The 26,478-nt window shown below is 39.4% G+C and carries 19 protein-coding genes and 7 tRNA genes; 11 read left to right on the top strand and 15 right to left on the bottom strand.

Going from position 1 to position 26,478, the window contains the following annotated elements:
• Positions 1-4: 4 nt before the first annotated feature.
• The 10 genes from ACFI4Z_RS08265 to ACFI4Z_RS08310 all read right to left on the bottom strand — a co-directional run bounded on the left by ACFI4Z_RS08265 (position 5) and on the right by ACFI4Z_RS08310 (position 7,072).
• Complete coding sequence (locus ACFI4Z_RS08265; protein WP_462670170.1) at positions 5-3,088, bottom strand: efflux RND transporter permease subunit; 3,084 nt, start codon at positions 3,086-3,088, stop codon at positions 5-7.
• Entirely contained in the window at positions 3,085-4,284 is a 1,200-nt protein-coding gene (locus ACFI4Z_RS08270; protein WP_462670171.1) for an efflux RND transporter periplasmic adaptor subunit, read from the bottom strand. Before ACFI4Z_RS08270 ends, ACFI4Z_RS08265 begins: the two co-directional genes overlap by 4 nt.
• Positions 4,281-5,690 (bottom strand): TolC family protein, encoded by a 1,410-nt coding sequence (locus ACFI4Z_RS08275; protein ID WP_462670172.1) that lies wholly within the window; start codon positions 5,688-5,690, stop codon positions 4,281-4,283. Before ACFI4Z_RS08275 ends, ACFI4Z_RS08270 begins: the two co-directional genes overlap by 4 nt.
• 316 nt (positions 5,691-6,006) lie before the next feature.
• Positions 6,007-6,082 (bottom strand) — tRNA-Phe (locus ACFI4Z_RS08280).
• Positions 6,083-6,297: 215 nt separating this feature from the next.
• A tRNA-Thr gene (locus ACFI4Z_RS08285) sits at positions 6,298-6,373 on the bottom strand.
• Positions 6,374-6,467: 94 nt separating this feature from the next.
• A tRNA-Phe gene (locus ACFI4Z_RS08290) sits at positions 6,468-6,543 on the bottom strand.
• Between the two features lie 51 nt (positions 6,544-6,594).
• A tRNA-Thr gene (locus ACFI4Z_RS08295) sits at positions 6,595-6,670 on the bottom strand.
• A 56-nt stretch (positions 6,671-6,726) separates the two neighbouring features.
• Positions 6,727-6,802, bottom strand: a tRNA-Phe gene (locus tag ACFI4Z_RS08300).
• Between the two features lie 49 nt (positions 6,803-6,851).
• Positions 6,852-6,927: transfer RNA gene (locus ACFI4Z_RS08305), tRNA-Thr, on the bottom strand.
• Between the two features lie 69 nt (positions 6,928-6,996).
• A tRNA-Phe gene (locus tag ACFI4Z_RS08310) sits at positions 6,997-7,072 on the bottom strand.
• 362 nt (positions 7,073-7,434) lie between these two features.
• On the opposite strand from ACFI4Z_RS08310, the gene ACFI4Z_RS08315 reads away from it, so the two are divergent.
• Complete coding sequence (locus ACFI4Z_RS08315) at positions 7,435-10,212, top strand: ATP-binding protein (RefSeq protein ID WP_462670173.1); 2,778 nt, start codon at positions 7,435-7,437, stop codon at positions 10,210-10,212.
• Positions 10,213-10,280: 68 nt separating this feature from the next.
• On the opposite strand, the gene ACFI4Z_RS08320 is transcribed toward ACFI4Z_RS08315, so the two are convergent.
• Both ACFI4Z_RS08320 and mutY read right to left on the bottom strand, forming a co-directional pair.
• Positions 10,281-10,553: an oxidative damage protection protein gene (locus tag ACFI4Z_RS08320; protein ID WP_394193493.1), complete on the bottom strand. Its 273-nt coding sequence runs from the start codon at positions 10,551-10,553 to the stop codon at positions 10,281-10,283.
• Between the two features lie 40 nt (positions 10,554-10,593).
• Complete coding sequence (gene mutY / locus ACFI4Z_RS08325) at positions 10,594-11,652, bottom strand: A/G-specific adenine glycosylase (protein WP_462670174.1); 1,059 nt, start codon at positions 11,650-11,652, stop codon at positions 10,594-10,596.
• A 165-nt stretch (positions 11,653-11,817) separates the two neighbouring features.
• On the opposite strand from mutY, the gene trmB reads away from it, so the two are divergent.
• The 5 genes from trmB to arcA all read left to right on the top strand — a co-directional run bounded on the left by trmB (position 11,818) and on the right by arcA (position 17,010).
• Complete coding sequence (gene trmB / locus ACFI4Z_RS08330) at positions 11,818-12,543, top strand: tRNA (guanosine(46)-N7)-methyltransferase TrmB (protein WP_462670175.1); 726 nt, start codon at positions 11,818-11,820, stop codon at positions 12,541-12,543.
• 43 nt (positions 12,544-12,586) lie between these two features.
• Complete coding sequence (gene rsmC / locus ACFI4Z_RS08335; RefSeq protein ID WP_462670176.1) at positions 12,587-13,612, top strand: 16S rRNA (guanine(1207)-N(2))-methyltransferase RsmC; 1,026 nt, start codon at positions 12,587-12,589, stop codon at positions 13,610-13,612.
• Positions 13,613-14,040: 428 nt separating this feature from the next.
• Positions 14,041-15,666: an ATP-binding protein gene (locus tag ACFI4Z_RS08340; RefSeq protein ID WP_462670177.1), complete on the top strand. Its 1,626-nt coding sequence runs from the start codon at positions 14,041-14,043 to the stop codon at positions 15,664-15,666.
• Positions 15,667-15,716: 50 nt separating this feature from the next.
• Positions 15,717-16,187: a YfiR family protein gene (locus tag ACFI4Z_RS08345; protein WP_462670178.1), complete on the top strand. Its 471-nt coding sequence runs from the start codon at positions 15,717-15,719 to the stop codon at positions 16,185-16,187.
• Positions 16,188-16,293: 106 nt separating this feature from the next.
• Entirely contained in the window at positions 16,294-17,010 is a 717-nt protein-coding gene (arcA, locus tag ACFI4Z_RS08350; RefSeq protein ID WP_099296622.1) for a two-component system response regulator ArcA, read from the top strand.
• Between the two features lie 24 nt (positions 17,011-17,034).
• Here arcA and arcB read toward each other — a convergent pair whose 3' ends face one another.
• Complete coding sequence (arcB, locus tag ACFI4Z_RS08355) at positions 17,035-19,359, bottom strand: aerobic respiration two-component sensor histidine kinase ArcB (protein ID WP_462670179.1); 2,325 nt, start codon at positions 19,357-19,359, stop codon at positions 17,035-17,037.
• A gap of 466 nt (positions 19,360-19,825) precedes the next feature.
• On the opposite strand from arcB, the gene folE2 reads away from it, so the two are divergent.
• From folE2 to ACFI4Z_RS08375, 4 genes are all read left to right on the top strand, one after another.
• Positions 19,826-20,746, top strand: a complete 921-nt coding sequence (folE2, locus tag ACFI4Z_RS08360) for a GTP cyclohydrolase FolE2 (protein ID WP_462670180.1) — start codon at positions 19,826-19,828, stop codon at positions 20,744-20,746.
• A gap of 80 nt (positions 20,747-20,826) precedes the next feature.
• A complete protein-coding gene (locus tag ACFI4Z_RS08365; RefSeq protein WP_099296619.1) occupies positions 20,827-21,420 on the top strand; it encodes a DUF2726 domain-containing protein in 594 nt (197 codons plus the stop codon).
• Between the two features lie 110 nt (positions 21,421-21,530).
• Entirely contained in the window at positions 21,531-22,238 is a 708-nt protein-coding gene (gene mtnN, locus ACFI4Z_RS08370) for a 5'-methylthioadenosine/S-adenosylhomocysteine nucleosidase (RefSeq protein WP_462670181.1), read from the top strand.
• 1 nt (position 22,239) lies between these two features.
• Positions 22,240-23,184 (top strand): cobalamin biosynthesis protein CobD/CbiB, encoded by a 945-nt coding sequence (locus ACFI4Z_RS08375; RefSeq protein WP_462670182.1) that lies wholly within the window; start codon positions 22,240-22,242, stop codon positions 23,182-23,184.
• 93 nt (positions 23,185-23,277) lie between these two features.
• Here ACFI4Z_RS08375 and tyrS read toward each other — a convergent pair whose 3' ends face one another.
• A complete protein-coding gene (gene tyrS, locus ACFI4Z_RS08380; RefSeq protein ID WP_099296616.1) occupies positions 23,278-24,477 on the bottom strand; it encodes a tyrosine--tRNA ligase in 1,200 nt (399 codons plus the stop codon).
• Positions 24,478-24,626: 149 nt separating this feature from the next.
• Here tyrS and ACFI4Z_RS08385 point away from each other — a divergent pair, with 149 nt between their 5' ends.
• Complete coding sequence (locus ACFI4Z_RS08385; RefSeq protein ID WP_462670183.1) at positions 24,627-25,940, top strand: peptidoglycan DD-metalloendopeptidase family protein; 1,314 nt, start codon at positions 24,627-24,629, stop codon at positions 25,938-25,940.
• Positions 25,941-26,183: 243 nt separating this feature from the next.
• Here the strand turns inward: ACFI4Z_RS08385 and ACFI4Z_RS08390 are convergent, their stop codons facing one another.
• The gene (locus ACFI4Z_RS08390; protein WP_462670184.1) at positions 26,184-26,477 is read right to left on the bottom strand and encodes a DUF3325 family protein; all 294 of its coding nucleotides are present in this window, start codon (positions 26,475-26,477) and stop codon (positions 26,184-26,186) included.
• Between the last annotated feature and the right edge of the window lies 1 nt (position 26,478).

Consider the following 26,478-nt stretch of genomic DNA (forward strand, 5'->3'; position numbering starts at 1 on the left):
CACTTTACTTAAACCAACCTTGGAACCGATCCATAAGCATGTAGTTCACAGGCACCAGCAACAACGTGATAAACGTCGCAAAGATAATACCAAAACCAAGGCTTACTGCCATCGGTATTAAAAATTGTGCTTGTGTGGCTTTTTCAAACAGCAACGGCATTAAGCCAATAAAGGTCGTTAAACTGGTTAACATAACAGGGCGAAAACGTGCAACACCGGCTGTTTTCACTGCTTCCATTAACTCAAGCCCTTCATTGCGTTTTTTATTGATGAAATCAACCAATACTAAAGAGTCATTCACCACAACACCAATCAATGCCAACATACCGAGCAGGCTCATAATGGTGAGCTCCATCCCCATGATCCAATGCCCGATGACAGCGCCAATCATGCCAAATGGAATGATGCTCATGACGACTAATGGTTGTAAGTAGGATTTAAATGGAATCGCCAGCAAACCATAGATAACAAAAAATACAAATACCATGCCCCATAGTAACGAACCAAACGATTCACGTTGCTCTTTGGCTTCGCCCTCTAGCGAGTGGCTGATACCTGGGTATTGCTGTACTAGTTCATCTAAATACGTTTTTAAATCCGCTTGCAAAACTGTCATATTAGTATCGGTTTTTTCTACATCGGCTGAGACATTGAGCGTGCGATAACGGTCAATTCGACTGATTGTAGATGGGCTTTGACCCGGCACTAAAGTCGCCACATGCGATAACGGCACTCTTCCGCCGCTAGGGGTTTGAATTAGTATATCTTTTAAGTCTGCCACGGAGCGCCTTTCATCAATCGGTAAACGCACCATTACACGTACGTCGTCACGACCCCGTTGAATTCGCTGTACTTGGACACCAAAAAATGAGTTACGCACTTGTCTTGATACATCAACCCTGTTTAACCCCAGCGCCAGACCTTGCTCTGTCAGCTCGATTTGCAGCTCTTCCTTCCCATCCGACATACTATCTGCAATATCGAATACGCTTGGATACGTTGCCAACCGCTGCTTTATTTGCTCTGCAACCGTTTGTAACGTTGTAATAGAATTACCAGATAATTGAATATCGATTGGGCTGGAACTTCGGCCAATTTCAGCTCTAAACGTAAGGCTTTCTGCACCTGGGATAACACCGATGAGTTGCCGCCACTCTTTTACTAACTCTCGTGAGCCAATATCAGACTCTCGTTTTTCAGCTGGGGTAATTTCAAAACGAACACTGCCTGAGTTAGCTGCACCACCTCGTCCACCTGTGCTGGCCAAAATATTAAGAATAATACTTTCACCCGTTTCTTCATCTCGGTATTTACTTTGCAGCTCTCGGGCTTTATCTGACATATCAATAATGTATTTATTGGTCACTTCAAACGGTGTCCCCGCTGGGAAGGTTAAATTAACCCGCACAGTTTCACTGGGAATACGCGGGAAGAAAATAAACTTAGTCCACCCACTGGTGATCATGGTTAGGATGATTAAGAAAACCCCCATAAACAAGCTCACTGTAGCCAGCTTATTGCGCAGTGCTAGGCCAAGTACAGGCTGATAATACTTTAAAATAGCGTGCTCAAACCCATCTGCAAATCGCTGTTGTAATCGCTCTAACTTAGAGCCCTCACCTTTTTGATGACGCAATTTAATGTATTTCAAATGCGCAGGTAAAACGAATTTAGACTCTATAAGTGAGAATAGTAAAACAGGAATTACCACCACAGGTATTTGGGCGAAAATAGCACCTCGCGCCCCTTCAATAAAACCCAGAGGTAAAAATGCAGCAACCGTCGTCAATACACCAAATGTCACTGGCGTTGCCACTTCCTGCGTCCCTTTAATGGCAGCTTCTTCTCCCGATTTAGCTGTTTTTAAGTGGGTATAGACGTTCTCCCCCGTGACAATGGCGTCGTCCACCACAATCCCCAGCACTAAAATAAAGCCAAATAAACTGATAACGTTAATGGTAACGCCAAATGCAGCCATGGCCATAAATGCGCCCATAAACGACACTGGAATACCAATAAACACCCAAAAAGCAATCGCGGGTCTTAAAAATAAAGTCAGTAAGCCCAGCACCAAAATACCGCCCTGTAAGGCATTACTCGTTAGGGTAGCGATACGGCTTTTTACGACTTCGGAATCATCATCCCAGTAGCTTAAATAAAACCCTTGCGGTAAATTTGCTTGCTCGCTGGTAATATAGCTTTTAACCGCATCAGCGACTTCTATCGCGCTTTGCGGGCCAATACGATACACATCAATAAACGCAGCCTGCTTACCATTAAAACGAGTTCGCACCGGGGTTTCTTCAAAATCATCATTGACAGTTGCGATATCGCTTAAGCGAATAATTGTGCCATCAGCTTGGTTTTTAATAACAATATTAGCAAATTCATCTTTACGATAAGCCTGCCCTTTTGAACGAATAAGTACATCTCCCCCCTCAGTTTTTAAATTACCCGCGGAGATATCAGAACTGGAGTTGGCAATAGCATTGGAGATTTGTGCCAATGTTAAATCATATTGGCGCAGTGTATCTTGGCTCACTTCAATGGCGAGTTCATAATTACGTACACCACTTAATTCAACCTGTGTAATGGCGGGTATACGCAGTAAATCGTCGCGCACTTGCTCGGCATATTCTAGTGTTTCTTTTTCGTTGTAATCACTTGAGACGGTCACCGCGATGACTTCGCGTTTTCGCTGTATCAAACCAATTACTGGCTTTTCTGCATCCGCTGGAAAGGTATTGATTGCATCAACACGGCTTTTTATATCCGCTAGTAATTCGCGCTCATCATAGCCGGTATCAACCTCGACACTCACTTGCGATGAGCCCTCAGACGAGCGACTCGATATCTGTTTTATCCCTTCAAGATCTTGAAGTGCCTCTTCTATGCGTATCGTAACACCTTTTTCAGCATCTTCAGGGGTTGAACCCCGTAAGCTAACACTGATATTAATACGATCAGAAACAAATGAAGGGAATACTTCTAACGGTAACTTGGACGATAAGCTAAATAATCCACCCAGCACAATACTTATCAGTAATAAGTTGGCAGCCACATGATTACGGGTAAACCAAGCTATCATGGCTGCTCTCCTCGTTTTTGGGCTTTCTTCGTCTGCTCACCAATGATTTGCACAGGCGTACCTGAACTCACCTGACCCAGCGGCGTAAGCACAAGCTGACTACCCGCTTCAAGCCCTTTGCTAACAATACCTTGTTGTGCATTTTGCCATGCTAAAGCAATGTCTTTACGTTGTAGCACACCATTTTCAACAACATAAACATAAGTACCTTGGTATATAGCACTGTTTGGAATGACCAATACTTGCTCGGCAACTTTGCCATTAATTTTAGCTTTTACATACTGCCCAATTTTTACCGGATATTGATTATTACTGGTTGATTTGTATGGGTCGTTAATCTTGGCTACAACGTAAAGCTGCTGTGCGCTTTCATCTATGGCGCCTTCAGTGCGAATTAGCTGACCTTGCCAATTTTGCTCGCCAATTAAATTAGACGTAAAATTAACGGCTGAACCACGCGTATCCGCCGCTCCATCACTGTATTGCTCTGGCAAGTTTATAAAAGGCAGATCTTTATTTTTCAATGGCAAGCGAATTTCTACACTGTCAGTCGCAAATATAGTTGCTAATTGCATGTTATTAGATACAACTTGGCCAAGATCAACAGTACGACTTAAGACCCGTCCTGCGTATGGAGCCTTTACTTTTGTACGCTCAAGATTAAGCTGTGCTTTTTCTAATTGTGCTTGTGCAGACAGCACTTGGGCTTGAGCTGCTGCTAGTTGAGGCTTTCTGAGTACTAACACACTCGGCTCAGATTCATTTCCTAAACGCTGCCAGTCAATCAGGGCTTGGCGCCCTCGTGCTTGCTCTTCAAACAAGTTTTGCTCTGCATTGAGAAGGTTGGCTTGAGCTGACTTCACTTCAGCCTTTAAATCTCGGTCGTCTAACTGCAATAACACATCACCTTCAGCAAAAAATCCCCCCTCACGGAACTGCTCATTGATCGCTGTAATTTGCCCAGCTACCTGCGCCACTAACATACTTTGAGTTCGCGGTTTCACCGTGCCAAAGCTATCAATTTCTACTGTGTAATCAACTGGTTTCAGTTGCTCTACTGCAACATTGATTTTAGCTTTGGGCGGGGCTGAAAAGCGAGATGCTTTAGGGGGGTTACCTTTGATAAACATCATTAACAATACAGTCGCAACAATGATAACGGCTGGAATAATTATTTTTTGTTTATTGATTTTCATAATGCTTGCTCATCCTGTGCGGATCTTGATTTTGCAAAATCGCCACCTAGGGCAACATGTAAATTGATTCGATTGGTTAATAACTGGTTTTTTATGTCTATGAGTGAGCTTTGTGCATCAAACGAACGTGCTTGTGCATCTAATACTGTGGTGTAACTCACTAAGCCACTTTGGTATTGCTCAAATGATAATTGCTCTGCAGCCAATGCATTCTCTTGGGCTTGTAACGTACTTTGATAACGTTCCTGTAAAGATTGTTGCAGTGCAATGGCATTTTCAACATCACCGAATGCATCATATAAAGTATTAAGATAAGCTTGCTCTTGCTTTTGCGTGTTTAATCTTGCTATCTCTTCGTTAGCTTCTAACCGACCACCTGCAAAAATAGGCGCTGAAATGCCACCGATTAATGACCATGCAAGACTCGATGGCGAAAATAAATCACTCACTCTGTCAGTACTGTCGCTAAGCCCTGCCGATAAGTTCAAGCTTGGAAACCGCTGTTTATGGGCGTAAGCCAATGAGGCGTCAGCGGCTAACAATTGATACCAGCGGGCCCGTAATGCTGGTTTGCGAGTGATTAGCTCAGAAGGGATACCTAAAGGGACATTCTCTTTTATCACAGGCAACTGTTGATTTGCTTCAAGCGCTCCGCGTGGGTAATCGCCAAGTAAGCGCTCGAGTGTACGCGCAGCTTTAGTTAAATTGGCCTGTTGAGTGGCAATACGCGAACGTTCATTATTTAACTCATTTCGTGCTAAATAAACATCCAATGCTTGGTTCAAACCCTGGCGATAACCTGACTCAATGATCTCCAAATTCTGTTGTGTGTTGGCTTCTCTGCGTTTAAATAGCTCAAGTAGTTGCTCAGCACTTATAAGATTGAACCAGCTGGTGACAACATCAGCAACTAATTGCTGTTTCTGCTGCTCATAACGTGCTTGCTGGGCTAAGTAATTTAGATTATCTCTGCGTTTTGCGTCAGAAAGTTTGCCCCATAAATCAATCTCATAGCCAAGCTCCAAGGTGAGAGAGCTTGAGTTGTTATAACTAACAGGACGGTTCCCTTTACTACGACCTACGCGAGAGGATATATCCAAGCTCGGCCATAATGCAGAGCCTGAAACAATGAGTTGTTGTTTTTGTATTTCTACATCATAACGACTTTGAATGAGTTGCTGATTGTTTTTAAGCGCACTAAAAACCAGTTGCTCAACAGCTGGTGTGGCTAAATCATCAAACCATGCATGATCCACTTGAGTAACCGACTCAAGAGTAGCTTGTTGCCACTGGACTGGGATTGCATTAGGTACTTGCTTTCGTTCTTGTGGGTTCAAAGTACTCGCACAGCCGCTGAGCAGCACAATACTTATCGCTAATAAAGATGGCTTATGTTGCCAAATCATATTTAAACCTAGTTAATGCTATTTATGAGCGTTATTCAAACAGCTTATTGAGCATCGCTCAATTCACTTTACATAACATTACATATTTAGCGATATAATTATAAGTTGTATCAATACGCCAAAAATTAACATGTTGATCACAAAATAATTTACATTTATCAACCAACTCAATAAATACGAAAAACCCTGATGTTTATTCGAACATTTGAATTTCAATAATCAGAATAAGCGCTTGGAAGTTTGGGGGAATTGAAGAGCTTAGAGGATTTAAAATAATAAACAAAAAAGCCCTGCGGATGCAAGGCTTTAGTATAAATGGTGCCTCGACCCGGAATCGAACCAGGGACACGAGGATTTTCAATCCTCTGCTCTACCAACTGAGCTATCGAGGCACTTAAACAGTGCTTGTTAACAGCCTAAACTATTAACTAAATAAATGGTGCCGACTAACCGAGTCGAACGGATAACTTAAATGAATTACTGATTACAAGTCAGTTGCTCTGTTCAAATTATCTAAATAAATGGTGCCAACTAATCGAGTTGAACGGATAACTTAAATGAATTACTGATTACAAGTCAGTTGCTCTGTTCAAATTATCTAAATAAATGGTGCCGACTAACCGAGTCGAACGGTTGACCTACTGATTACAAGTCAGTTGCTCTACCAGCTGAGCTAAGTCGGCACACTAAACTGTGTGCTATGGCACATATCAATTTTGAAGATTGATTAACTTTCTTAATTAAAAAAGCCTCGCTATTGCGAAGCTTTTAATTAAATGGTGCCTCGACCCGGAATCGAACCAGGGACACGAGGATTTTCAATCCTCTGCTCTACCAACTGAGCTATCGAGGCACTTAAATAGTGCTGTAAAACATATTTAAAAATACATTCTACTTTTATAAATGGTGCCGACTAACCGAGTCGAACGGTTGACCTACTGATTACAAGTCAGTTGCTCTACCAGCTGAGCTAAGTCGGCACACTAAACTGTGTGCTATGGCACGTGTCAGTTTTAAAGACTGACAACTTAATAAATGGTGCCTCGACCCGGAATCGAACCAGGGACACGAGGATTTTCAATCCTCTGCTCTACCAACTGAGCTATCGAGGCACTTAAACAGTGCTTGTTAAATGTTCAATTGAACAGATAACTAAATAAATGGTGCCGACTAACCGAGTCGAACGGTTGACCTACTGATTACAAGTCAGTTGCTCTACCAGCTGAGCTAAGTCGGCACACTAAATCGTGTGCTTTGGCACGTGTAATAACGTTTATATTATCACTTAAACACTATTACTAAATAATGGTGCCTCGACCCGGAATCGAACCAGGGACACGAGGATTTTCAATCCTCTGCTCTACCAACTGAGCTATCGAGGCAGTCTCAGATTTAACTAAAACTACATATATTTTTAATATACATCCCTAGCACTCTTCTGACTGAGCTGTTTGGGCGTGCGGCGTATTAAACTGGTTTTGCCCCTGCAAGTCAACTTTTTTTTTGTAGAGCCAAACTGTTTGAACAGTTTTACATCAATGTGATTAATTAACACAAGAAATGCTGCTTTTTAGAGCGCTTTTAGAGGTTTAATAGTATTAATGCGCTTTTTTAACGAAATATCATGTAAATTTCATATTAATGTATATTAACCAGTGAATTATTTCTGGTAAATGATAGGATTAATTTTCAGTACAAAGCAGCTATTTGGCCGCAGTTAATAATGATAATAATTGGAAAATAAATGCAAAGTAAATTTTCTTCTCCGGTGAAAGGCTTGTTGCCACTTTTAATAGTCATAAACCTTGTTGTAACTACGATCGCACTAGCGGCTTTCGCTTTTTATACCTCTGAGCAAATCAGTGAGTTTGCACCTAAAGAACCCGTTAGCTTAGTTGATTTATCTGAAAAACTCGCCTCACCTCTCGTTACAGCACTGACAGAACCTGGGCAAAATAAAGCCGCTAAATTGCTTGATGTAAGTGCTGCGTTTGGCTCTGAGTTTGAATACCACTTATATAGATATGGTGCTAACTCACCAACAGAGTTAGTTTACTCAACTACTAAACCAACGATTGAGCCATTGATGCTTGATTTACACACGCCTAATAAAAATACGGTCTACAGGCAATTAAAGTTAAATGACCAGCCTGTTGGTGAGTTGATTATCAAAAGAGTAATACCCAAAGACTCTGTACTTACTTCTGAGTCTTCCTCACTATCGATAATCCTAGCTCTGTTTGCACTTGTGTGTTTAATTATTTTTTCTCTATTCATTAATGCTTATATCAACGTAAGAATTCGTAAATCAACCAATACGTTGGCTCTTGAATTACAATCAATTACAGAATCATCAGATTACAATAAAACCGTAGATGAAGGACTCGACGTTGGTTTAGATAATGTTGCTCAAAACGTTAATTTGTTGCTAGGCCAAGTACAAACAGCTATTAGTAATAACCGAGTAGCTCAATCAGATCTAGAAAAATTACAAAGTAGCCTAGAGACAGAAGTTCATAATAGAACGCTAGCACTTGAAAAAGCTACACACAATGCTGAACAAGCTAGTGAAGCAAAAACAACTTTCTTAGCAACCATGAGTCATGAGATTCGCACTCCTATGAATGGTGTTATTGGTACCATTGATTTATTAAGGCAAACCGAGCTTGATGGCGCTCAGCATAGATTGAGCACAATAATCCGTGACTCAGCGTTTTCTTTGCTTGGCATTTTAGATGATATTCTAGATTTCTCTAAAATTGAGGCTGGTAAATTAAACATCGATACAACACCCTTCTCTGTTACAGATACCATAGAAGAAGTTGCTCGTGTTCTTTCTTCTATTGCTAAAAAACGCCAACTAGATCTTGAACTATCTATTGCACCGGATATCCCTACAAATTTAATAGGTGATACCATTCGAGTGCGTCAGGTACTTTATAATTTATGTAGCAATGCTATAAAGTTCACGAGTACTGATGAGTCGCGTCGCGGCCATGTTCGCATTGGTGTTGAGGTTGCGCAAAATACGACAGACCATTTTACCCTAAGGTTTACCGTGAGTGATAACGGTAAGGGAATGAGCCAAACTCAGTTAAGAGAAATATTTAGTCCATTCATTCAAGCTGAAAGCTCTATTACGCGTGAGTACGGTGGAACAGGGTTAGGGTTATCTATTTGTAAAAGCCTTACTGAGTTAATGCTTGGTACTATTTCTGTTTCGAGTGATGTTGGTATTGGTAGTGAGTTTGTTGTTGAACTTCCTTTTAGTACTGAAAGTACCATTAATTATGCTCACAAGAATGCATTAAAAGGCAAGCACGTAGCTCTTGTAACCAGCGACTCATCAAGAAGACAAACATTAAGCCGTTACTTATCATTTATGGGCGCCAATACTCATTACGCACAATCAATTTCTGAAATTGAAGAAATTCAAGAACACAGTGAGTTGATATGGGTTCTTGATGGTATCGAGTCTATTGATAAAACAAACTCACTATTACGCCGATTAGTGTATACGTTAGAAGATTATAACCAGCAAGTTGTGGTTTTAAGTAAACTTGATGAAGCTGCGATTAATCATAAAAATATCTTTTACCTCAACGCCACCCCGTTATGTAAGTCAAGTTTTATGATTTCAGTGCTTGTAGCGGCCGGACTACATACCCCAAAAAAAATAAAACAGGTAAAAACCCTCAATAATTTTTTGAATATAGAGCAAGCAAGAAGCGAAAATAATCTGGTTTTATTAGTAGAAGATAACCTTTTGAACCAGCAAGTGCTAACAGACCAACTTCACTTGTTAGGGTTTGGTGTAGAAGTTGCTGACAATGGTGAAGAGGGGCTTAAAATTTGGCGCAAAGAACGTCATATGCTTATTTTAACTGACTTACATATGCCAAAAATGTCTGGCTACGATATGGTTGAAAAGATCCGAGAAGAGGCATCTCAGTTAGACGACATAAACGCACAACCGTATATTATTGCAATAACGGCAAATGCACTTAAAGGCGAAAAAGAGCGCTGCTTAAATGCGGGTATGAACGATTATATAACAAAGCCTGTTGAACTGAATGCCCTAGAAAAGCTACTTAATAATTGGCGAGATAAAAACCACAAAGATTCGGCTTTGCCGGCCATCGAGGAAGTGAAAAGCCCTTCAGCACCAATTAATATGGACAAGCTTTCTAAATACGTTAATAACGACGAAGCAAAACAGATTCGCTTTTTCAAAATGTACATTGAGCAAAGTAGCGTACTAGTTAAAGACATTAATAGTGCAGTGATTATTAATGACACGCAAAGTATTGCTCAAGCATGCCATCAATTAAAATCAATCTCGACAACTATTGGGGCTGAAAGTATTGCAAAACTAGCCATAGACTTTGAAACACATTGTAATCAACAAGATTTAACAAGTGATGAACTAATTGAGCTTAGGGATAATTTAGAAATTGAATATTCACGGGTTGCTCAGTTTTTAAAAGAGCAAATAAGGCAATCTGAACAAGAAAACGAGTAGAGCTCTTGCTTTGTTAGCTACATTATTTACATTAAAAAAGGGCTTACGCCCTTTTTTATTACTACAAGTTACTTTTCCGGAGGACGATAGCCTTCTATTTCAACATCTTTATCCTCAAACAAAAAGCCAACCATTTGCTCTTCTAAAAATGTACGATGCTCAGGGTCCATCATGTTTAGGTGCTTTTCATTAATTAGCATAGTTTGCTTGTGTTGCCACTGTCCCCATGCTTCTTTTGAAATATTATTAAAAATCTTTTCACCCAACTCACCAGGGTAAAGCTGGTAGCCAAGACCATCCGCTTCTTTTTGTAACTTTTGACAAAATACTGTGCGTGCCATGATAGACCTCTTAATACGCTTAAATTTAATTACAGCTAGTTTAAACTATTGTAGCGATTTGTTTAACTAGCTTTTTAGTTGGCGCAGCTAAACCGACCTCAATTGATTGATCAAGTGGATACCAAACGAGTTGACGTTCATTAACTACATCAGGCATTGTATTAACTTTAAGCACATGGGGGTTAATCGTTAATTCAAAATGCGAAAACACATGCGTAAACGGATCAACTTCTTTGGTAGTTAGCTCAAGCCCCTGCTGAGCTAAAAAAGCATCCAGCTGATTTTTTTGTTCAAATTCAAAAAAGCTAAACAAGCCCCCCCAAATACCTGTGCTTGGCCTTTTTTCCATCAACACTTTGTCATCACATTGAATAATCAATTGATGACAAACTTTTTTTGGCACTGACTTTTTAGGTTTTGAATGCGGAAACTGTTTAACTACTGCGCCATTGAATGCTTTGCAACGGCTGTTAAGTGGGCAGGGTTCACATTCAAACTTACTGCGTGAACATAGGCTTGCGCCTAAATCCATCATTGCTTGGTTAAACTCAGTGACGTTATCTTTTGGAGTCAGTTGCTCTGTTAATTGCCAAAGTTGGTTTTCTACCTTTTTAACTCCATACCAACCTTCAACCATAAAATAACGCGCTAAAACACGCTTTACATTACCATCTAAGATAGGATGATGCTGGCCAAGGGATAATGATAAAACGGCACCAGCTGTTGAGCGGCCTATCCCTGGTAAGGCTATCACTTCATCTATACTGGTTGGAAATACACCATCGTATTGGTCGCGCACTATTTTGGCGGTTTTATGTAAGTTACGTGCTCTCGCGTAGTAACCTAATCCAGTCCAGTGATGTAATACACGGTCCTCATCTGCATTTGCCAATGCAATAATGTCGGGGAAACTTGCCATAAATTTTTCAAAATACGGTATTACGGTCGCAACCTGCGTTTGTTGCAGCATTACCTCTGACACCCATACTTTATAGGGTGTTTTATTTAGCTGCCACGGTAAGGTTTTGCGCCCATGTAATTGATACCAATCAACAACCTGTGTTGAAAACCAATTTGCATCGCTCGTGTTTAACTTCAAAATAACTACTTTTATAACTCGACCCTTGATAGCGGGCAGTCTATTGCAGTGAGTTAAAATATCAAGTTATAAACATACACAAAGGATAAAGCCTTGTGTTCAAGCCCACGGTCAGGGATAATACGCCACCATTTTAAACATGTTGTTTTCATCAGGCCAAAATATATGAGTGATTCAAGTAACGATAACCTTGAGCAAGCAAAGCAAGAAGGTAAATATATCCGTACAATTCGTAGCTTTGTTAAACGTGAAGGTCGTTTAACAAAAGGGCAAGCTGCTGCAATTGAAAAGTGCTGGCAAACGATGGGCCTTGAGCATCAAAACGGCATGCTTGATTTAGCTCAAGTTTTTGGCAATGACAATGACGTTGTTTTAGAAATTGGCTTTGGCATGGGTAAGTCATTAGTTGAAATGGCTAAAAACGCACCACACCTTAACTTTATTGGCATCGAAGTACACCGCCCTGGTGTTGGTGCATGTTTAATGGACGCAGATGAAGCTGGTGTAACCAACTTACGTGTTTTTGAACATGATGCTGTTGAGGTCCTAAGAGACTGTATAGCTGATGGCGCTCTTAGTAAACTACAGTTGTTCTTTCCTGATCCATGGCACAAAAAGCGTCACCATAAGCGTCGTATTGTACAACCTGCATTTGTTGAAAGCTTACGCAGTAAATTAAAGATTGGTGGTGTTTTTCACATGGCAACAGATTGGGAAAACTACGCTGAGCATATGCTTGAAGTAATGCAAGCTGCCCAGCACTATAAAAATCAATCAGATACCAATGATTATGTACCTCGTCCTGATTTACGTCCACTTACTAAGTTTGAACAACGTGGTCATCGCTTAGGTCATGGTGTGTGGGATTTAATGTTCGAGCGCATTAGCTAAGCAACAACCAATTTAATTAAATAAACTTAAGGTAAAGCCATTTATGAGCGCATTAACCAACCCAAGTTCATTATTACTACGAAATAGCGAGTCACTCAATGCTGAGTCTATTTTGGTGGTTAATTTTGTGCAAGATGGCTTTTTATCTCAACTTAAAAGTTTAAACCCTAATAGTAATATCACAGCCTTTAGCTATAACTATGCAAATGGTGAGTTTGCTAAAAATATTAGTGGTATAGATGTATGCGTGAGTCATGAGGTCGCCAATAAGCAATTTGATTTAGTGATTTACTATTACCCCAAAGCCAAGCCAGAAGCATTAATGACTCTGGATAACATTCGCGCAGTAATTAATGAAGATGCGGATTTACTTGTTGTTGGCGAAAATAAAAGCGGCGTTAAATCAATAGAGAAACAATTTAACGCTAACTGTGAGTTCGGGCGTAAGATTGATAGCGCTCGCCATTGTGCCTTATATTTATTTTCAGGCATTACACAGTCAGCTGCATTTAACATTGGTCGCTACCACAAACAATTTACTGTTGATGTAGCAGGTGCCCAGTTCAATGCGATAAGCATTCCAGGGGTATTTAATCACGGTGAACTTGATGCCGGCACTAAGATGCTATTGGAAAACGCACCAAACATCAAAAATGGCCAAGTGCTTGATTTTGGTTGTGGCGCTGGTTTGATTGCAACATTTTTAGGCCTTAAAAACCCGTCATTATCATTTGTTTGCTCTGACGTAAGTGCACTCGCGGCTTATGCCACAACACAAACTTTAGCCTTGAATAACATTAATGGTGAAGCCATCCTTAGTGATGGCCTTGCTAATATCAAAGGTAAGTTTGATTTAATAATTTCTAACCCGCCTTTTCACACAGGTATTGCTACTGATTATACTATTGCAGAGCAGTTTTTAAGTAATGCAAAACAACATCTAACTAAATCAGGCAAGCTTACTATTGTTGCAAACTGCTTTTTAAAATACCCACCTATTTTAGAAACGCAATTTGGTGAATATCAAACTGTTCATAAAAATAATAAGTTTGCCGTGTATTCAAGCTAATTTAAGTACATAATAAATATTTTTATCGCTACTTAATGCAGCAATAGGGGCTTAAGCTATATAAAAATCGAGGCCTGCTGACCTCTTAAGATTGAATTTTAAGCACAATGTTGATGCTAAGGCAAGGCAGTGCCTATGTAATGCGGTTATGCCTCATTTATGGGCGGTTAACCCTTTAATACCTAAATGGATGTAGGTAAAGAGCGTGAGCAGGATGCGGAAACTTTGCTCGTTTTTTACTTAGCCCGCTAAGTTACAAACCTTGCGCCGCAATCAAATCCCCCCTAGTTTGAACGAATTTTAATCCACAAAGGTCAACAGGCATTAATCAACTCAATAATTTTTTGATATTTTTTAGTCTCTTTCCTTTGCTTTTGCTAGACTTAAAAAACTTACAATAACGACAGCATTCGGGCTTCATCTAAAAAATGCCTAAACCTCTACCACAAACCAGTATACGAAAAGCTCTTATCAGCGCTGTTATGCTGGTTACAGCATTATGCTTATCGTTATCGATTTCAATATCTACTTATCTTGATGTTAAAGAGCAAAAACAATTAATTATTAGTAAACTTAACATTCTTGCCGAGATAATATCTTTTAATGCACAAATCACCGTTTTATTTGATGATAATAAAACTGAGGAGCAACGACTTAAGTCATTTGAGAGTATTCCTCTTGTAAAAAATATCCATATCTATTCTATAAATGAAATTTCAAACAAAGCTGAGTTTTTTACTAGCTTTAATGCAAAGAAAACCCCGCCGGTTCCATTGCGTGTAGATAGTATTGATGAACTCAAAGAAGCAAGGATAACGGACAACCAGGTTGAGCTAATTAAGCCCATAATGTATGAGGGTGAAGTTAAGGGTTATGTATACATACGGGGCGGCTTAGAAAGGTTAAATGATTATATCAACAAAAAGATAATCATTGATATTCTTCTCACTTTATTTGTTTTAGTGCTGGTGTTTTTTGTCGCGAAACGTATTCAAAAACGGATCGCCAACCCAATTGATGATCTCAGCTTACTATTGCAAGATGTGTCAAAAAATCATAATTATAATGTCCGCGCACCAAAAACAAATATCAGCGAAATAAATATGCTCGCTAGCAGCCTCAACATAATGCTTACCCGAACTCAAAACCAAATTGAGCGTCACAAGAATGATAAGCTTGAAATAAAACAATTAAACCAAAGCCTTGAAGAAAAAGTTAATCAACGCACGATTGCCCTACGTGAAGCGAACCAAGAGCTATTGAACACATTAGAAAGAATGCATCAGTATCAAAATCAAATTGTTGAAAGTGAAAAAATGGCTTCTTTAGGTCAAATGGTTGCTGGTGTTGCTCATGAAGTAAATACACCTATCGGGCTAGGTATTACAGGCTCCACTCTACTTAGAGACAAACTTAGCGAAATCAACAATGGATTTGAAAAGAAAACCCTCACCTCAACCCAGTTAAAACGCTTTATTGATGATGGCATTGAGAATTTAGATCTTATCTATCGAAATTTGAATCGAGCGGCTGAGTTAGTCTCAAGCTTTAAAAAGGTTGCAGTAACTCAAGACGGTGAAATTAAGTCTGCTGTTAATGTTAACAATTTAATTTCAGATGTGCTTTTATCAATGCGTGCAGACATGCAACCCAAAGAACCCGAAGTAAAGGTTCATTGCCCAAGCGAACTAATCTTCGAAACGAAAGTAGGTCCATTACAACAAGTCTTACAGCAATTAATCAGCAATTCAGTTATTCATGGCTTTAAAGATAATATCGGTAATGAAATTGAATTCACCATTGAACGTAATGAGAGCAGTTTAATTATTAATTATCGCGATAATGGTGTTGGTGTTGACAAAACAATCAAGAAACGTATTTTTGACCCGTTTGTTACCACAAAACGAGGTGAAGGTGGCAGTGGCTTAGGTATGCATTTAGTTTACAACTTAGTTACACAAGCCCTTGGTGGAAACGTTTTTTACGACGAGAAGGACGAACGTGGAACCAGCTTTATAATTACTCTACCAACTGATGAAGCGAAAATAAAATGAGGACGAGAGCATTATTAATCTTATTAATATGTATATCATCTAGCTCTGTATTGGCGAAATCACCAGAGCAAGTCAAAGCCGCTTTTTTGTTTCAAATGAGTAAGTTTGTAGAGTTTAATCCTGAGTCAAAGAATCAAGCTGTTACGTTTTGTTTTTATAACTTAGAACAAGGTATAGGTAGCGTTTTTAAGAGTAATTCGTCACTAACAATAAATGAAAAGCCGATTGAAGTCGTTTTAATTAATAAAAACCAACAAACTTCGGAACTTTATAGCTTTTGTGATATCACATACATTGATGAAACGTTGGAAGATGATATAATTCCTTTTTGGATCGATACCACTTCATCAGACACCTTAACAGTGGGTGAGAGTATCAATTTTTTAGAAAAAGGTGGTATCGCCGCTTTGGTCCAAGAAGGGAATAGAATCCGACTGTATATCAATAAGCAGCAACTGATGGGCAGTAACTTTAAAGTTCAGTCTCGGTTATTAGCTGTTTCTAAGTTTCATCCAAATTGATTTTACTTGTTAACAAATGGATATACTCCTATAATCTCTGTATTCGGTTTTATAATACAGTACCGAATTAATTGTAAATAAAATATTCCGAAAAGGTTAATTAATAATGCAAACGCCAGTCATTCTGATTGTAGAGGATGAAGACGTAACTCGACTAAACCTCGTTAGTTTATTTGAAGCTGAAGGTTACAAAGTTATTGAAGCCATTGATGGCGATGACATGCATGACAAGCTTACAAATAATGATGATGTGAATCTTGTAGTTATGGATATCAACCTACCAGGTAAAAACGGGCTTATTTTAGCACGTGAATTACGTCAAAAGCGTAACGTTGGACTTATTTTCCTAACCGGTCGCGACAATGATGTTGACCGTATACTAGGCCTTGAAATTGGTGCAGACGACTATATCACTAAGCCATTCAATCCACGTGAATTAACTATTCGTGCTCGTAACTTAATTTCTCGCACAGCCCTTGGTGGTGAAGAGTCTAGTCTCGAAACAAATGGTGTTATTACGTTTAATGGCTGGGAACTTGATGAAAATAGTCGCTGTTTAACATCACCAAATGGTGACGCTAAACGCCTTCCTAAAGGTGAGTACAGAGCGCTACGTTTAATGCTTGATTCACCAGGTCGTATTTTCAGCCGTGAACAACTGATCAAACATATGACTGGTCGTGAGCTACGTGCAAATGACCGTACTGTTGATGTAACAATCCGTCGCATTCGTAAGCATTTTGAAAGTGATAACAGTACATCAGAGTTGATTAGCACCATCCATGGTGAAGGCTATCGCTTTATCGGTAAAATTGACGCCTAAACTACGTTAATTCCGCCTCAGCAACTACATCTCTAGTTGCTGCAAGAATAAATGAAGGGCATGTTGTCCTTCATTTATTTTATCTCCAAGCTCAACCAACCATATTTGTAACAGGTCGATATCCTCATCAAGCGCCCCATGCTCCATTTTTTTAGCATGTAATTGTACGTCGTTTAAACCTACAGAGCCTGCTGCCCCTTTTAGCTTATGTGCAACTGATTTATACTCTTCTCTATCATCTTGTTGTAAGGACGTAGCTAATTCCTGTTGATATTGCGGGTTTAACTTTTCAAATAAACTACTGCTTCGTTTAAATATTTCAATTCCCATTGAATTTACAAAGTCTTCAATTGTTTCCACATCTAACAATTCAACTTTTATATCAGTACAGTCTTTATTGGCTACCGTAAGGCGGTTTTCATCACATGATTGTGCAAGTTTGATGTCAAATAAGTCCGCCAGCATTCTATCGAGCTTAGTTGTATTAATAGGCTTTGCCAATGCGCCTTGAATAGAAATTCCTTCTAGCTCCTCTTCTGCACTTCTTACATTCGCTGTTAAGGCAACAATAGGTAATTTATCAAAGAAACTGTCTGAGCGAATTTGTCTGGCAACTTCATCACCATTAATATCAGGCAATTGCATATCAAGGAGGACAAGATCTAAGTCATCTTCTGTTTCTACAAATGAAAGTGCATCTTCACCTGTTTCAGCCCAAATAACTTCATGCCCTCGCTGCTCAAGCAAGTTTGTAGCGATCTCTGCGTTTAATGGCACATCTTCCACAAGTAAAATATTTAAGCTTCTACCTACATAATTCTGCTCAGCGGGAGCAACACACAGTGAAAGTGGTATTTCTACCACAAAACTACTCCCTTCCCCTTCAGTGCTGCTAACACGGATATGGCCACTCATTGCAGTGACTAAAGCTTTCGTTACTGCCAGTCCAATCCCCGAGCCAATTGCATTTGTGCCGTTTATATCTGGGGCTTTATAGTACATATCGAAGATACGTTGAAGTTGTTCTTGAGGTATGCCCTGCCCCGTATCAGTTACGTTTATAACTAGCCATGTCCCATCGGCGCGATTCTCACGTAAACACGATAATTGCACCTTGCCTTTTTGGGTAAATTTAACAGCATTATTTATAAGGTTCCATACAACTTGGCGTAATCGTGTAGGATCTAAGGCAGCGTATACGTCAAGCATACCTTTTCGTTCTATATTGAATTCGAGCCCTTTTTGTTCGGCAATTAATCCTGCAAAGTTAACCACGTCATTAATAAAGTCTGATACGTTGATTGGTGCGGTAACTATATCTAGCTGTTCCCGATCTATTTTGTCTAAATCGATAATGTCATTGAAGATATTACCCAAGGTTTCAGCGCTTGAGAATACGGTATTACACCAACTACGTTGCTGCTTATCGAGCTCTGTATCCAACAGCATACGAGTTAAACCAACAATGCCATTTAATGGCGTTCTTAATTCATGGCTGAGTGTGGCAATAAATTTCCCTTTGTCCTTATAGGCAGTTTCAAGTGCTTGCGCTGCTTCTTTTCGGCTGGTTATATCACGACCAAACGCCAGTAAACCAATATATTCACCCTCATCATTAATAAAAGGCAACTTACGCATTTCAAACCAACGATTTTCATTATCTACTGGATATTCGACATCGAGCGTAAGAGCTTGGTGTGTTTCTTCTACTTTATTATCTGTTGTGAGTACCTCTGGCAAGTAGGATTCAGGGTATATTTGTTCAGCTGTTTTTCCAATTAGCTCACTAACAGGTTTACCTATCACCTTTTCAAACATTTTATTACACCCGGCAAATACACCATTATTATCACGGTAATAAAATAGATCTGGTGAGGAGTCGACAATAGAACGAAGTAGCATGCCCTGCTGTGCAAGTTCCTGTTGCGTTTTTTTACGCTCAGCAATCTCTCTACGTAGCTCTTCAATCGCACTATGTTTGGCTTGAAAAGCCATTTTACGCTCATCAATCTCAACATTTAAGCGCTTGATATTGTCTTTAAGCGTTTGGTTAAGAAGTTTTTCTTGCTTAGTTGCACTATCGAGGTAGGCATATGTTGCATCGAGTTGGCGAATGGAGTTAATCAACACACTGATTATGATGGGTGATACAACCGCGGTAAAAAACAGCATCGCGAGAACATCAACGATAACAACTTGCCCAACAGCAACGTAATAGAACATGCAGGCCAATATCAGCGAAACAACCAATAATAGGGCATAGCAAATAGCGGCTGCTTTAAATTCACCAAAACGTGTAATCAAACTGGAAAGCATTCGAACCCAAGGGCTCAAAGGAGAATCTATCATATTTAAATCTGTCTCGTGGCTATGCGCTTGATATCATTGTAAAAGCAATTAGCGCAGTGATAGCGTTGAATAAGTGGCTCAATACGCAGATAGATTGCTAATTATACTATCCGAAGGCCTACAATTTAAGTAAAGCTATAAAAGATAGAGAGTAAATACCATCACTATGGCTGAAAATAAGTATTCTCAAATTCAAATTGATACAAAAGTAACTTAATGATTTGAGTTAATAGAACAACTTAGAAACATATACTAGCCATTACTGATATGCCTTCTCATCTAAACCAAGCAATAATGATCTGGCTAGATGAACTAAAACTTATCTCTCTATTGAAGTATTTTAGCATTTTTACTTTAACAATTTTCATGTTCCGCGACGAAAACATAAAATTTTCATCTACCACGTTTTTTTAAATTATTTCGTGTAAAATAACGCCTTTTAAACTTGCCAATAACGAGATTTTTCATGCAAAGTACTATGCCCGATATAGCGGATACGGCTCCAGCCCTTCAAACAGGTAAATTAAACTGGGTGGGTATGTCAGAAATTGAACTGCCATTTATTTTTGAATCTCGTGGCCTTACACCTGTTAACGTTAATTCTAAAGCAAGCGCTTTTGTAAACCTTCATAAAGAAGATGCCAAAGGTATCCACATGTCGCGCCTGTTTTTAGCGCTAGATACCTTATCTACCGAACAGCAAGTTAATCCTAAAACCATCGCTCAAGCGCTTGATAAATTTATATCTAGCCATGAAGGTTTGAGTAACCAAGCTAAAGTAGAGTTTAAATTTGAACTTCCACTGCGTAGAAAATCATTACTCAGTGGCAAAACTGGCTGGAAAAGCTACCCACTCGTGTTAGAGGCAAAAATTGACCGCGGGCAACTAAGTTTTGAACTGAGTGTCGATGTCACTTACTCTTCAACGTGTCCTTGCTCAGCTGCTTTAGCACGCCAACTTATACAAAATGCGTTTGTTGAAAAATTTGATAAACATGCGCTTAACCATCAAGAGGTTCTTAATTGGTTGGGCAGTACAGAGGGAATTGTTGCTACTCCGCACTCTCAGCGCTCTATTGCGAATGTAAAAGTTAAGCTAGATGAACAGATCACAGAGTTTGATGTCGTTAATTTAATAGATACGCTAGAAAATGAGCTAAAGACCCCAGTACAAGCGGCTGTTAAGCGCGAAGATGAACAAGAGTTTGCACGCCTTAATGGTCAAAATTTAATGTTCTGTGAGGATGCCGCGCGAAAAATCAAATCGCGATTAGAAGACGCGCAGTACACCGATTATTGGTTAAGAATAAATCATTATGAATCTTTACACGCACATGATGCTGTTGCTATTGCAGTCAAAGGCATAGAAGACGGCTACCAGCCTTAATAAAAAAGTGACTCCACTACAATTAGGCACGTTAATTGCTAATAATTTAAAGTGTCAATTTGTTGTTGTGGAGTTACCATATGGAATTCGCTTTATTATCAATATTAGTATTAGTTGTAGGGGCATCTGTTGTTGCATCAAAATTTACCGATGATGGCGGCAATCCTTATCCTTTCACCCGCAAAGAGAGTGTATTTACACAAGTAGAGAGTGCTTTTTTAAACTTACTTGAACGTGCTGTTGGCGATCAATATAAGATTGTCAGTCGGGTTAAACTGATAGACGTTATTGATTGTAAAAAGGGCTTGTCACCGAAGGCTAAACGCGCGGCAATTACCAAAGCAAAGAATAAACAGCTAGATTTTGTCTTGATCGACAAAGAAAAAATGACGATTGTTGCTGCTGTCGATTTAGTTAATAACGCTAACAAAGACGGCCACAAAGCGCAGCGCGATTGGTTTGTCAATGGTGCATTAGAATCAGCAGGGATCCCCCACATTCGTATGAAAGTTAAATCAGGTTATCGACCAAGTGAAGTTCGTAATGCCATTATGTTTAAGCTTGGCAAGCCAGCTGCTCCGAGTGTTAGACCAAGCCGTAACAGGGTGACAAAACCAGCAGTGCTTTCCCCCTCTCAGGCAAAAGCGCATTCAACAGCATTAGCCGAAATTTAGAGTTTAAAACTATATAAATGCGAGATTAATCTCGCATTTTTTTGTTTGGTTTTACCCTACTCTCATTTTTACAGTATAATCACGGCATCTAATTCGAGGAATCAAAAATTATGAATGTTGGTATTATTGGCGCAATGGAGCCAGAAGTTAAAATTTTGCGTGAGACAATGCAAAACCCACAAATTTTAACTAAAGCAGGCTTTACTTTTTATACAGGTGAATTAGCTGGCAACACTGTTACCTTGGTTCAATCAGGTATTGGTAAAGTAGCATCAGCCATAGCAACAACATTATTGATTGATAACTTTAACCCCGATTGCGTGATTAATACAGGTTCTGCCGGTGGTTTTGATCCATCACTTAGCGTTGGCGATGTGGTTATTTCATCTCAAGTACGCCATCATGATGTTGATGTAACTGCGTTTGGTTATGAAATTGGTCAAGTTCCACAAATGCCAGCTGGTTTTGCTGCACACCCTAAATTGATTGAAGCGGCTGAGCAAAGTATTGCTCAAATCAGTGACGTTAAGACGTTGATAGGCTTAATTTGTACTGGCGATTCATTTATGTGTGACCCTGTACGTATCGATAAAGCACGTACAGACTTTCCAACTATGCTTGCAGTCGAAATGGAAGGTGCTGCTATTGCTCAAGCATGCCATAGCTTAGAAACCCCTTTTGTGGTTATTCGTTCTATGTCGGACATTGCTGGTAAAGAATCGCCGCAATCATTCGAAGAATACTTAGAAACGGCATCTATCAACTCTTCTAAGATGGTTGTTGCTTTGCTTGAAAAACTAACATCGGTTAGTTTATAAGGTGTTACCCAATCTAGTTCAACAACATTTGGACTTTATTGTGTTTTTATTAGCGCTCCTTGTTGAGCGCTTTTTGCCTTTAAGTAGTTGGTACCACCCTAATACGTTCTTATCTGTAATATTTCGTGCTTTGGGTAAACGCGTTTATCGTGCCAAAGAACCTAATAGCTACCAATATTTGTCCTCAATATTGTGTTTTAGCTTAGTTATACTTGTAATAATAACCATTACAGTACTGCTACTAGAGTTCGCTTATTACCCTGAGTTACTAGCTGGGTTAATTTTATATATGTGCCTGCAATGGCAAACACCACAAAAAAAAGCGCTTCGTATAGCTCGTCTGCTAAGGCAAAACCAAAAAGCAACCGCGCGAGAATTACTCAAGCCATTAGTTGCTCGTGATGTAAGTAAGCTTTCAAATGCAGGTATTTGTAAAGCGACCATGGAAACTTTCGCGCTAAGAGTTGCCCGCCATTATTTTGCCGTTATTTTTATATATTTGGTTTTTGGCGCCATGGCAACCTTAAGTTATCACTTGTTGAGCTTAATGCATCAAGCCTGGCGCAGCGACCTTCCTCCTAACAATGCTTTTTTAAGACCTATTTCAGGGCTATTATTTATTCTTGAGTGGCTGCCAATCCGTTTGCTAACTGTAACTGTTGCTCTCAGCAAAGCTACCAAGCAAAGTATTCATTACATAAAGCATTATGGAAGACACTTTTATCAAAGTAATTCAGGTTGGTTATTGAGTGCATGCTCAGCTTCAGTGGCTGTGCAGCTTGGCGGACCTGCTATGTATCAAGCGCAGCGCTTTAACAAAATGCGTATAGGTACTGAGAGGCTACCAAAAGCTGAAGATATAGCAGTGCTGGTAAGTCGTTTAAATCAGGCTCGCGGGTTTTGGTTATTGGTGATTTTTGGTATTGAGATTATAAAAACGATATAAAAAAACCAGCAGAAGCTGGTTTTTGGATAACCAAACCTCTTAGCTAGTTTGGCTATATTATTACTGAATTTTCATTCTTAGCTATAGAGCTACTTAAGCAACCGTAATATTGGCAAATTTACGTTTACCTACTTGGTAAATAGCCGTGCTACCTTTTGCGATTTCCAGCTTAGAGTCTGTTACTTTCTCTTCACCGTTAATTTTTACCGCACCTTGCTTGATCATACGCATAGCTTCTGAAGTACTAGCGACGAGCCCTGCTTCTTTAAGCATGTTCGTTACAAATACAGTGTCTTCGTCAATGGTCACAGTTACATCTGGGATATCATCAGGTAATGCGTTCTTTTGAAAACGTTTAATGAAATCCTCATGTGCGCCTTGTGCAGCTTCGTCACTATGGAAACGAGCAATCATTTCTTTAGCTAAATCGATTTTGATATCGCGTGGGTTAGTACCCTGTGCAACTTTTTCTTTTAACGCAGCAATTTCTTCAATTGATAAGCTACTTAGCAAATCATAATAACGCCACATTAATTCATCGCTGATTGACATTACTTTACCAAACATGTCATTCGGCGCGTCTGTAATACCAATGTAGTTCCCTAGCGACTTAGACATTTTTTGCACGCCGTCGGTACCTTCTAATAAAGGCATCATTAGTACCGTTTGCGGCTTTTGGCCTTCATCTTTTTGTAGCTCTCTGCCCATAAGCAAATTAAAACGTTGATCGGTACCACCTAATTCAACATCGGCTTCTAATGCAACTGAATCCCAACCTTGTACTAAAGGATATAGAAACTCATGAATTGCAATGGATTGACCATTTGCATAACGCTTTTTAAAGTCATCACGCTCAAGCATACGTGCAACAGTTTGACGTGCAGCTAATTTGATCATGCCAGCAGCGCCTAAGTTCTCCATCCACGATGAATTAAACGCAACTGTTGTTTTAGATGGATCCAGAATTTTAAATACTTGCTCTTTATACGTTTCAGCATTTGCTAATACATCATCACGAGTAAGTGGCTTACGTGTTACATTTTTGCCAGTTGGATCACCAATCATACCGGTGAAATCACCAATTAAGAAAATCACTTCGTGACCTAAGTCTTGGAAGGTTTTCATTTTATTAATTAATACGGTATGGCCTAAGTGTAAGTCAGGTGCAGTTGGATCAAAACCCGCCTTGATCTTCAGCTTTTTACCAGACTTTAGCTTCTCGACTAATTCGTCTTCAATTAATATTTCTTCTGCACCGCGTTTAATCTCTGCTAGAGCGGTTTGTAAATCCACTTGTATTACTCCAAAAAATTCAGTCAACCTAGGGATTCTAGCGTAAATTAGCCACAGTTTAAATCCACAAAACACTGGTATTAACGCTTTATTAAGTATATCCTGCAATATTAATGATTAATTATCTTGACAGCAGAAAAAGGCACGTTATGGTTCACGTTGTGCACAAACTCCCAAAAAAACACAAATTGCTTATTCTAGGTTTTGTTTCTGCTATTGCTGCCCTAACCCTTATTCCTTCTGAAAAAGCAACCGCCTCAAAAGATAACAGTGCGGGAGCACTCGAAATCGGCAAACGCTACGAATTACAAATTAAAGTTGATGACGCTGAACAATTAACTGAATTAAATTCACAAGAAGACGCAGCAAAATTACCAGAATATGACCTAGTCGATTTTGAAGTAAAGAACGGTGACAATTTAGCACTTATCTTTAAGCGCGCCGGTTTTAATGCGCAAACCGTTCATAAATTACTTAACACCAATGCAGAAACACGTAAGCTAACTAAAATTCACCCAGGTGAAATACTTAGTTTTGCGACAGCTGAAGATGGCTCTTTAGCGCAGTTACGTTATGTGATTTCAAAAACAGACACTTTATTTGTTACATTAAACGAAGACGGTAACTACGATACCTCAATTGATAGCAAAGAAATCGAAACCTTAACTAAATCTACCGGCGGTGAAATCAGCAATAGCTTTTGGACTTCTGGTATTTCAGCGGGTTTAAGCGAACGCCAAATTATGAACTTTGCTGATATTTTTGGCTGGGACGTGGATTTCGCTAATGACATTCGTAAAGGTGATCAGTTTGGTTTAATTTACGAATCACATTATGTTGACGGTGAATTTATAGGCACTGGTAAAATTATTGCCGCTGAATTTATTAATCAAGGCCAACGCTACGCAGCAATTCGCCACAGTGATGATAACTTCTATACGCCGGAAGGCCGCAGTATGAAAAAAGCGTTTCTACGTGCGCCAGTAAACTTTAAATATATTAGTTCGAGCTTCAACCCGCGCCGCTTACACCCTGTTACAGGGCGAGTAAAAGCACACCGTGGTATTGATTATGCAGCTCGTACAGGTACTCCCGTTGTTGCATCGGGTAACGGTAAAGTTATTAAATCAGGCTACAGTAAATATAATGGAAATTATGTATTTATTAGCCACGGCACTCAGTACGTTACTAAATATTTGCACCTGAACAAACGCGCGGTTAAAAAAGGCCAAAAAGTTAAGCAGGGCCAAAAAATTGGTACTGTCGGTGCCACAGGCCGCGTAACTGGCGCTCACTTACACTATGAATTTTTAGTTAACGGCGTTCACCGCAACCCTAAAACAGTTAAACTACCTAAATCTGAGCCATTACCTCGCGCAGAGCTTGCGAAGTTTAAGCCGATTGCAGATACATTCTTAGCACAGTTAGAGCGCAACAGAGAGCTACAGCTAGCGCTTAAATAAGAGAGCGGTCAGCCGTCAGAAAATAAAACCGTTGCTATTCACATAGCAACGGTTTTTTAATGTCTAAACAAAGTCAATCGTTGCGTTTGTGATCGACTTTTTTGCAATTGAATTAAAACTTTAAACTAACAGTAAAGAATAATATTACCGAATGGGCTCTACCAATTAACTGTATAATGACTCAACCGTATTTAATAATTACTGATAAATCACAACCGTGATGAGTGTTACTGTTATGCTAATTTATTTGGCGATTATCTTTGCTCTTGTAATATAAGCTAATAAAACAGCTAATAAAGTCGTTATTAGTGTTGCGGTTGCAAAAACATAGACTAAGCCAAGTGAATTGCCCCACAGACTGATTGCATTAATTGCTGCAACAATAAGTAATGCAAAGCCAGCACATCTAAACAATATACAGGTGCTTTTTTTTAAGCCCAATGCTTGACTAAATACATAGTTATAATGGCGTTGTAATGACAAACTCAGCAGTGTAAAGCCCACTAATTGCAGCATTATTTGTAGTAATATCAACATA

The organism is Pseudoalteromonas sp. RWi3 (assembly GCF_054960735.1).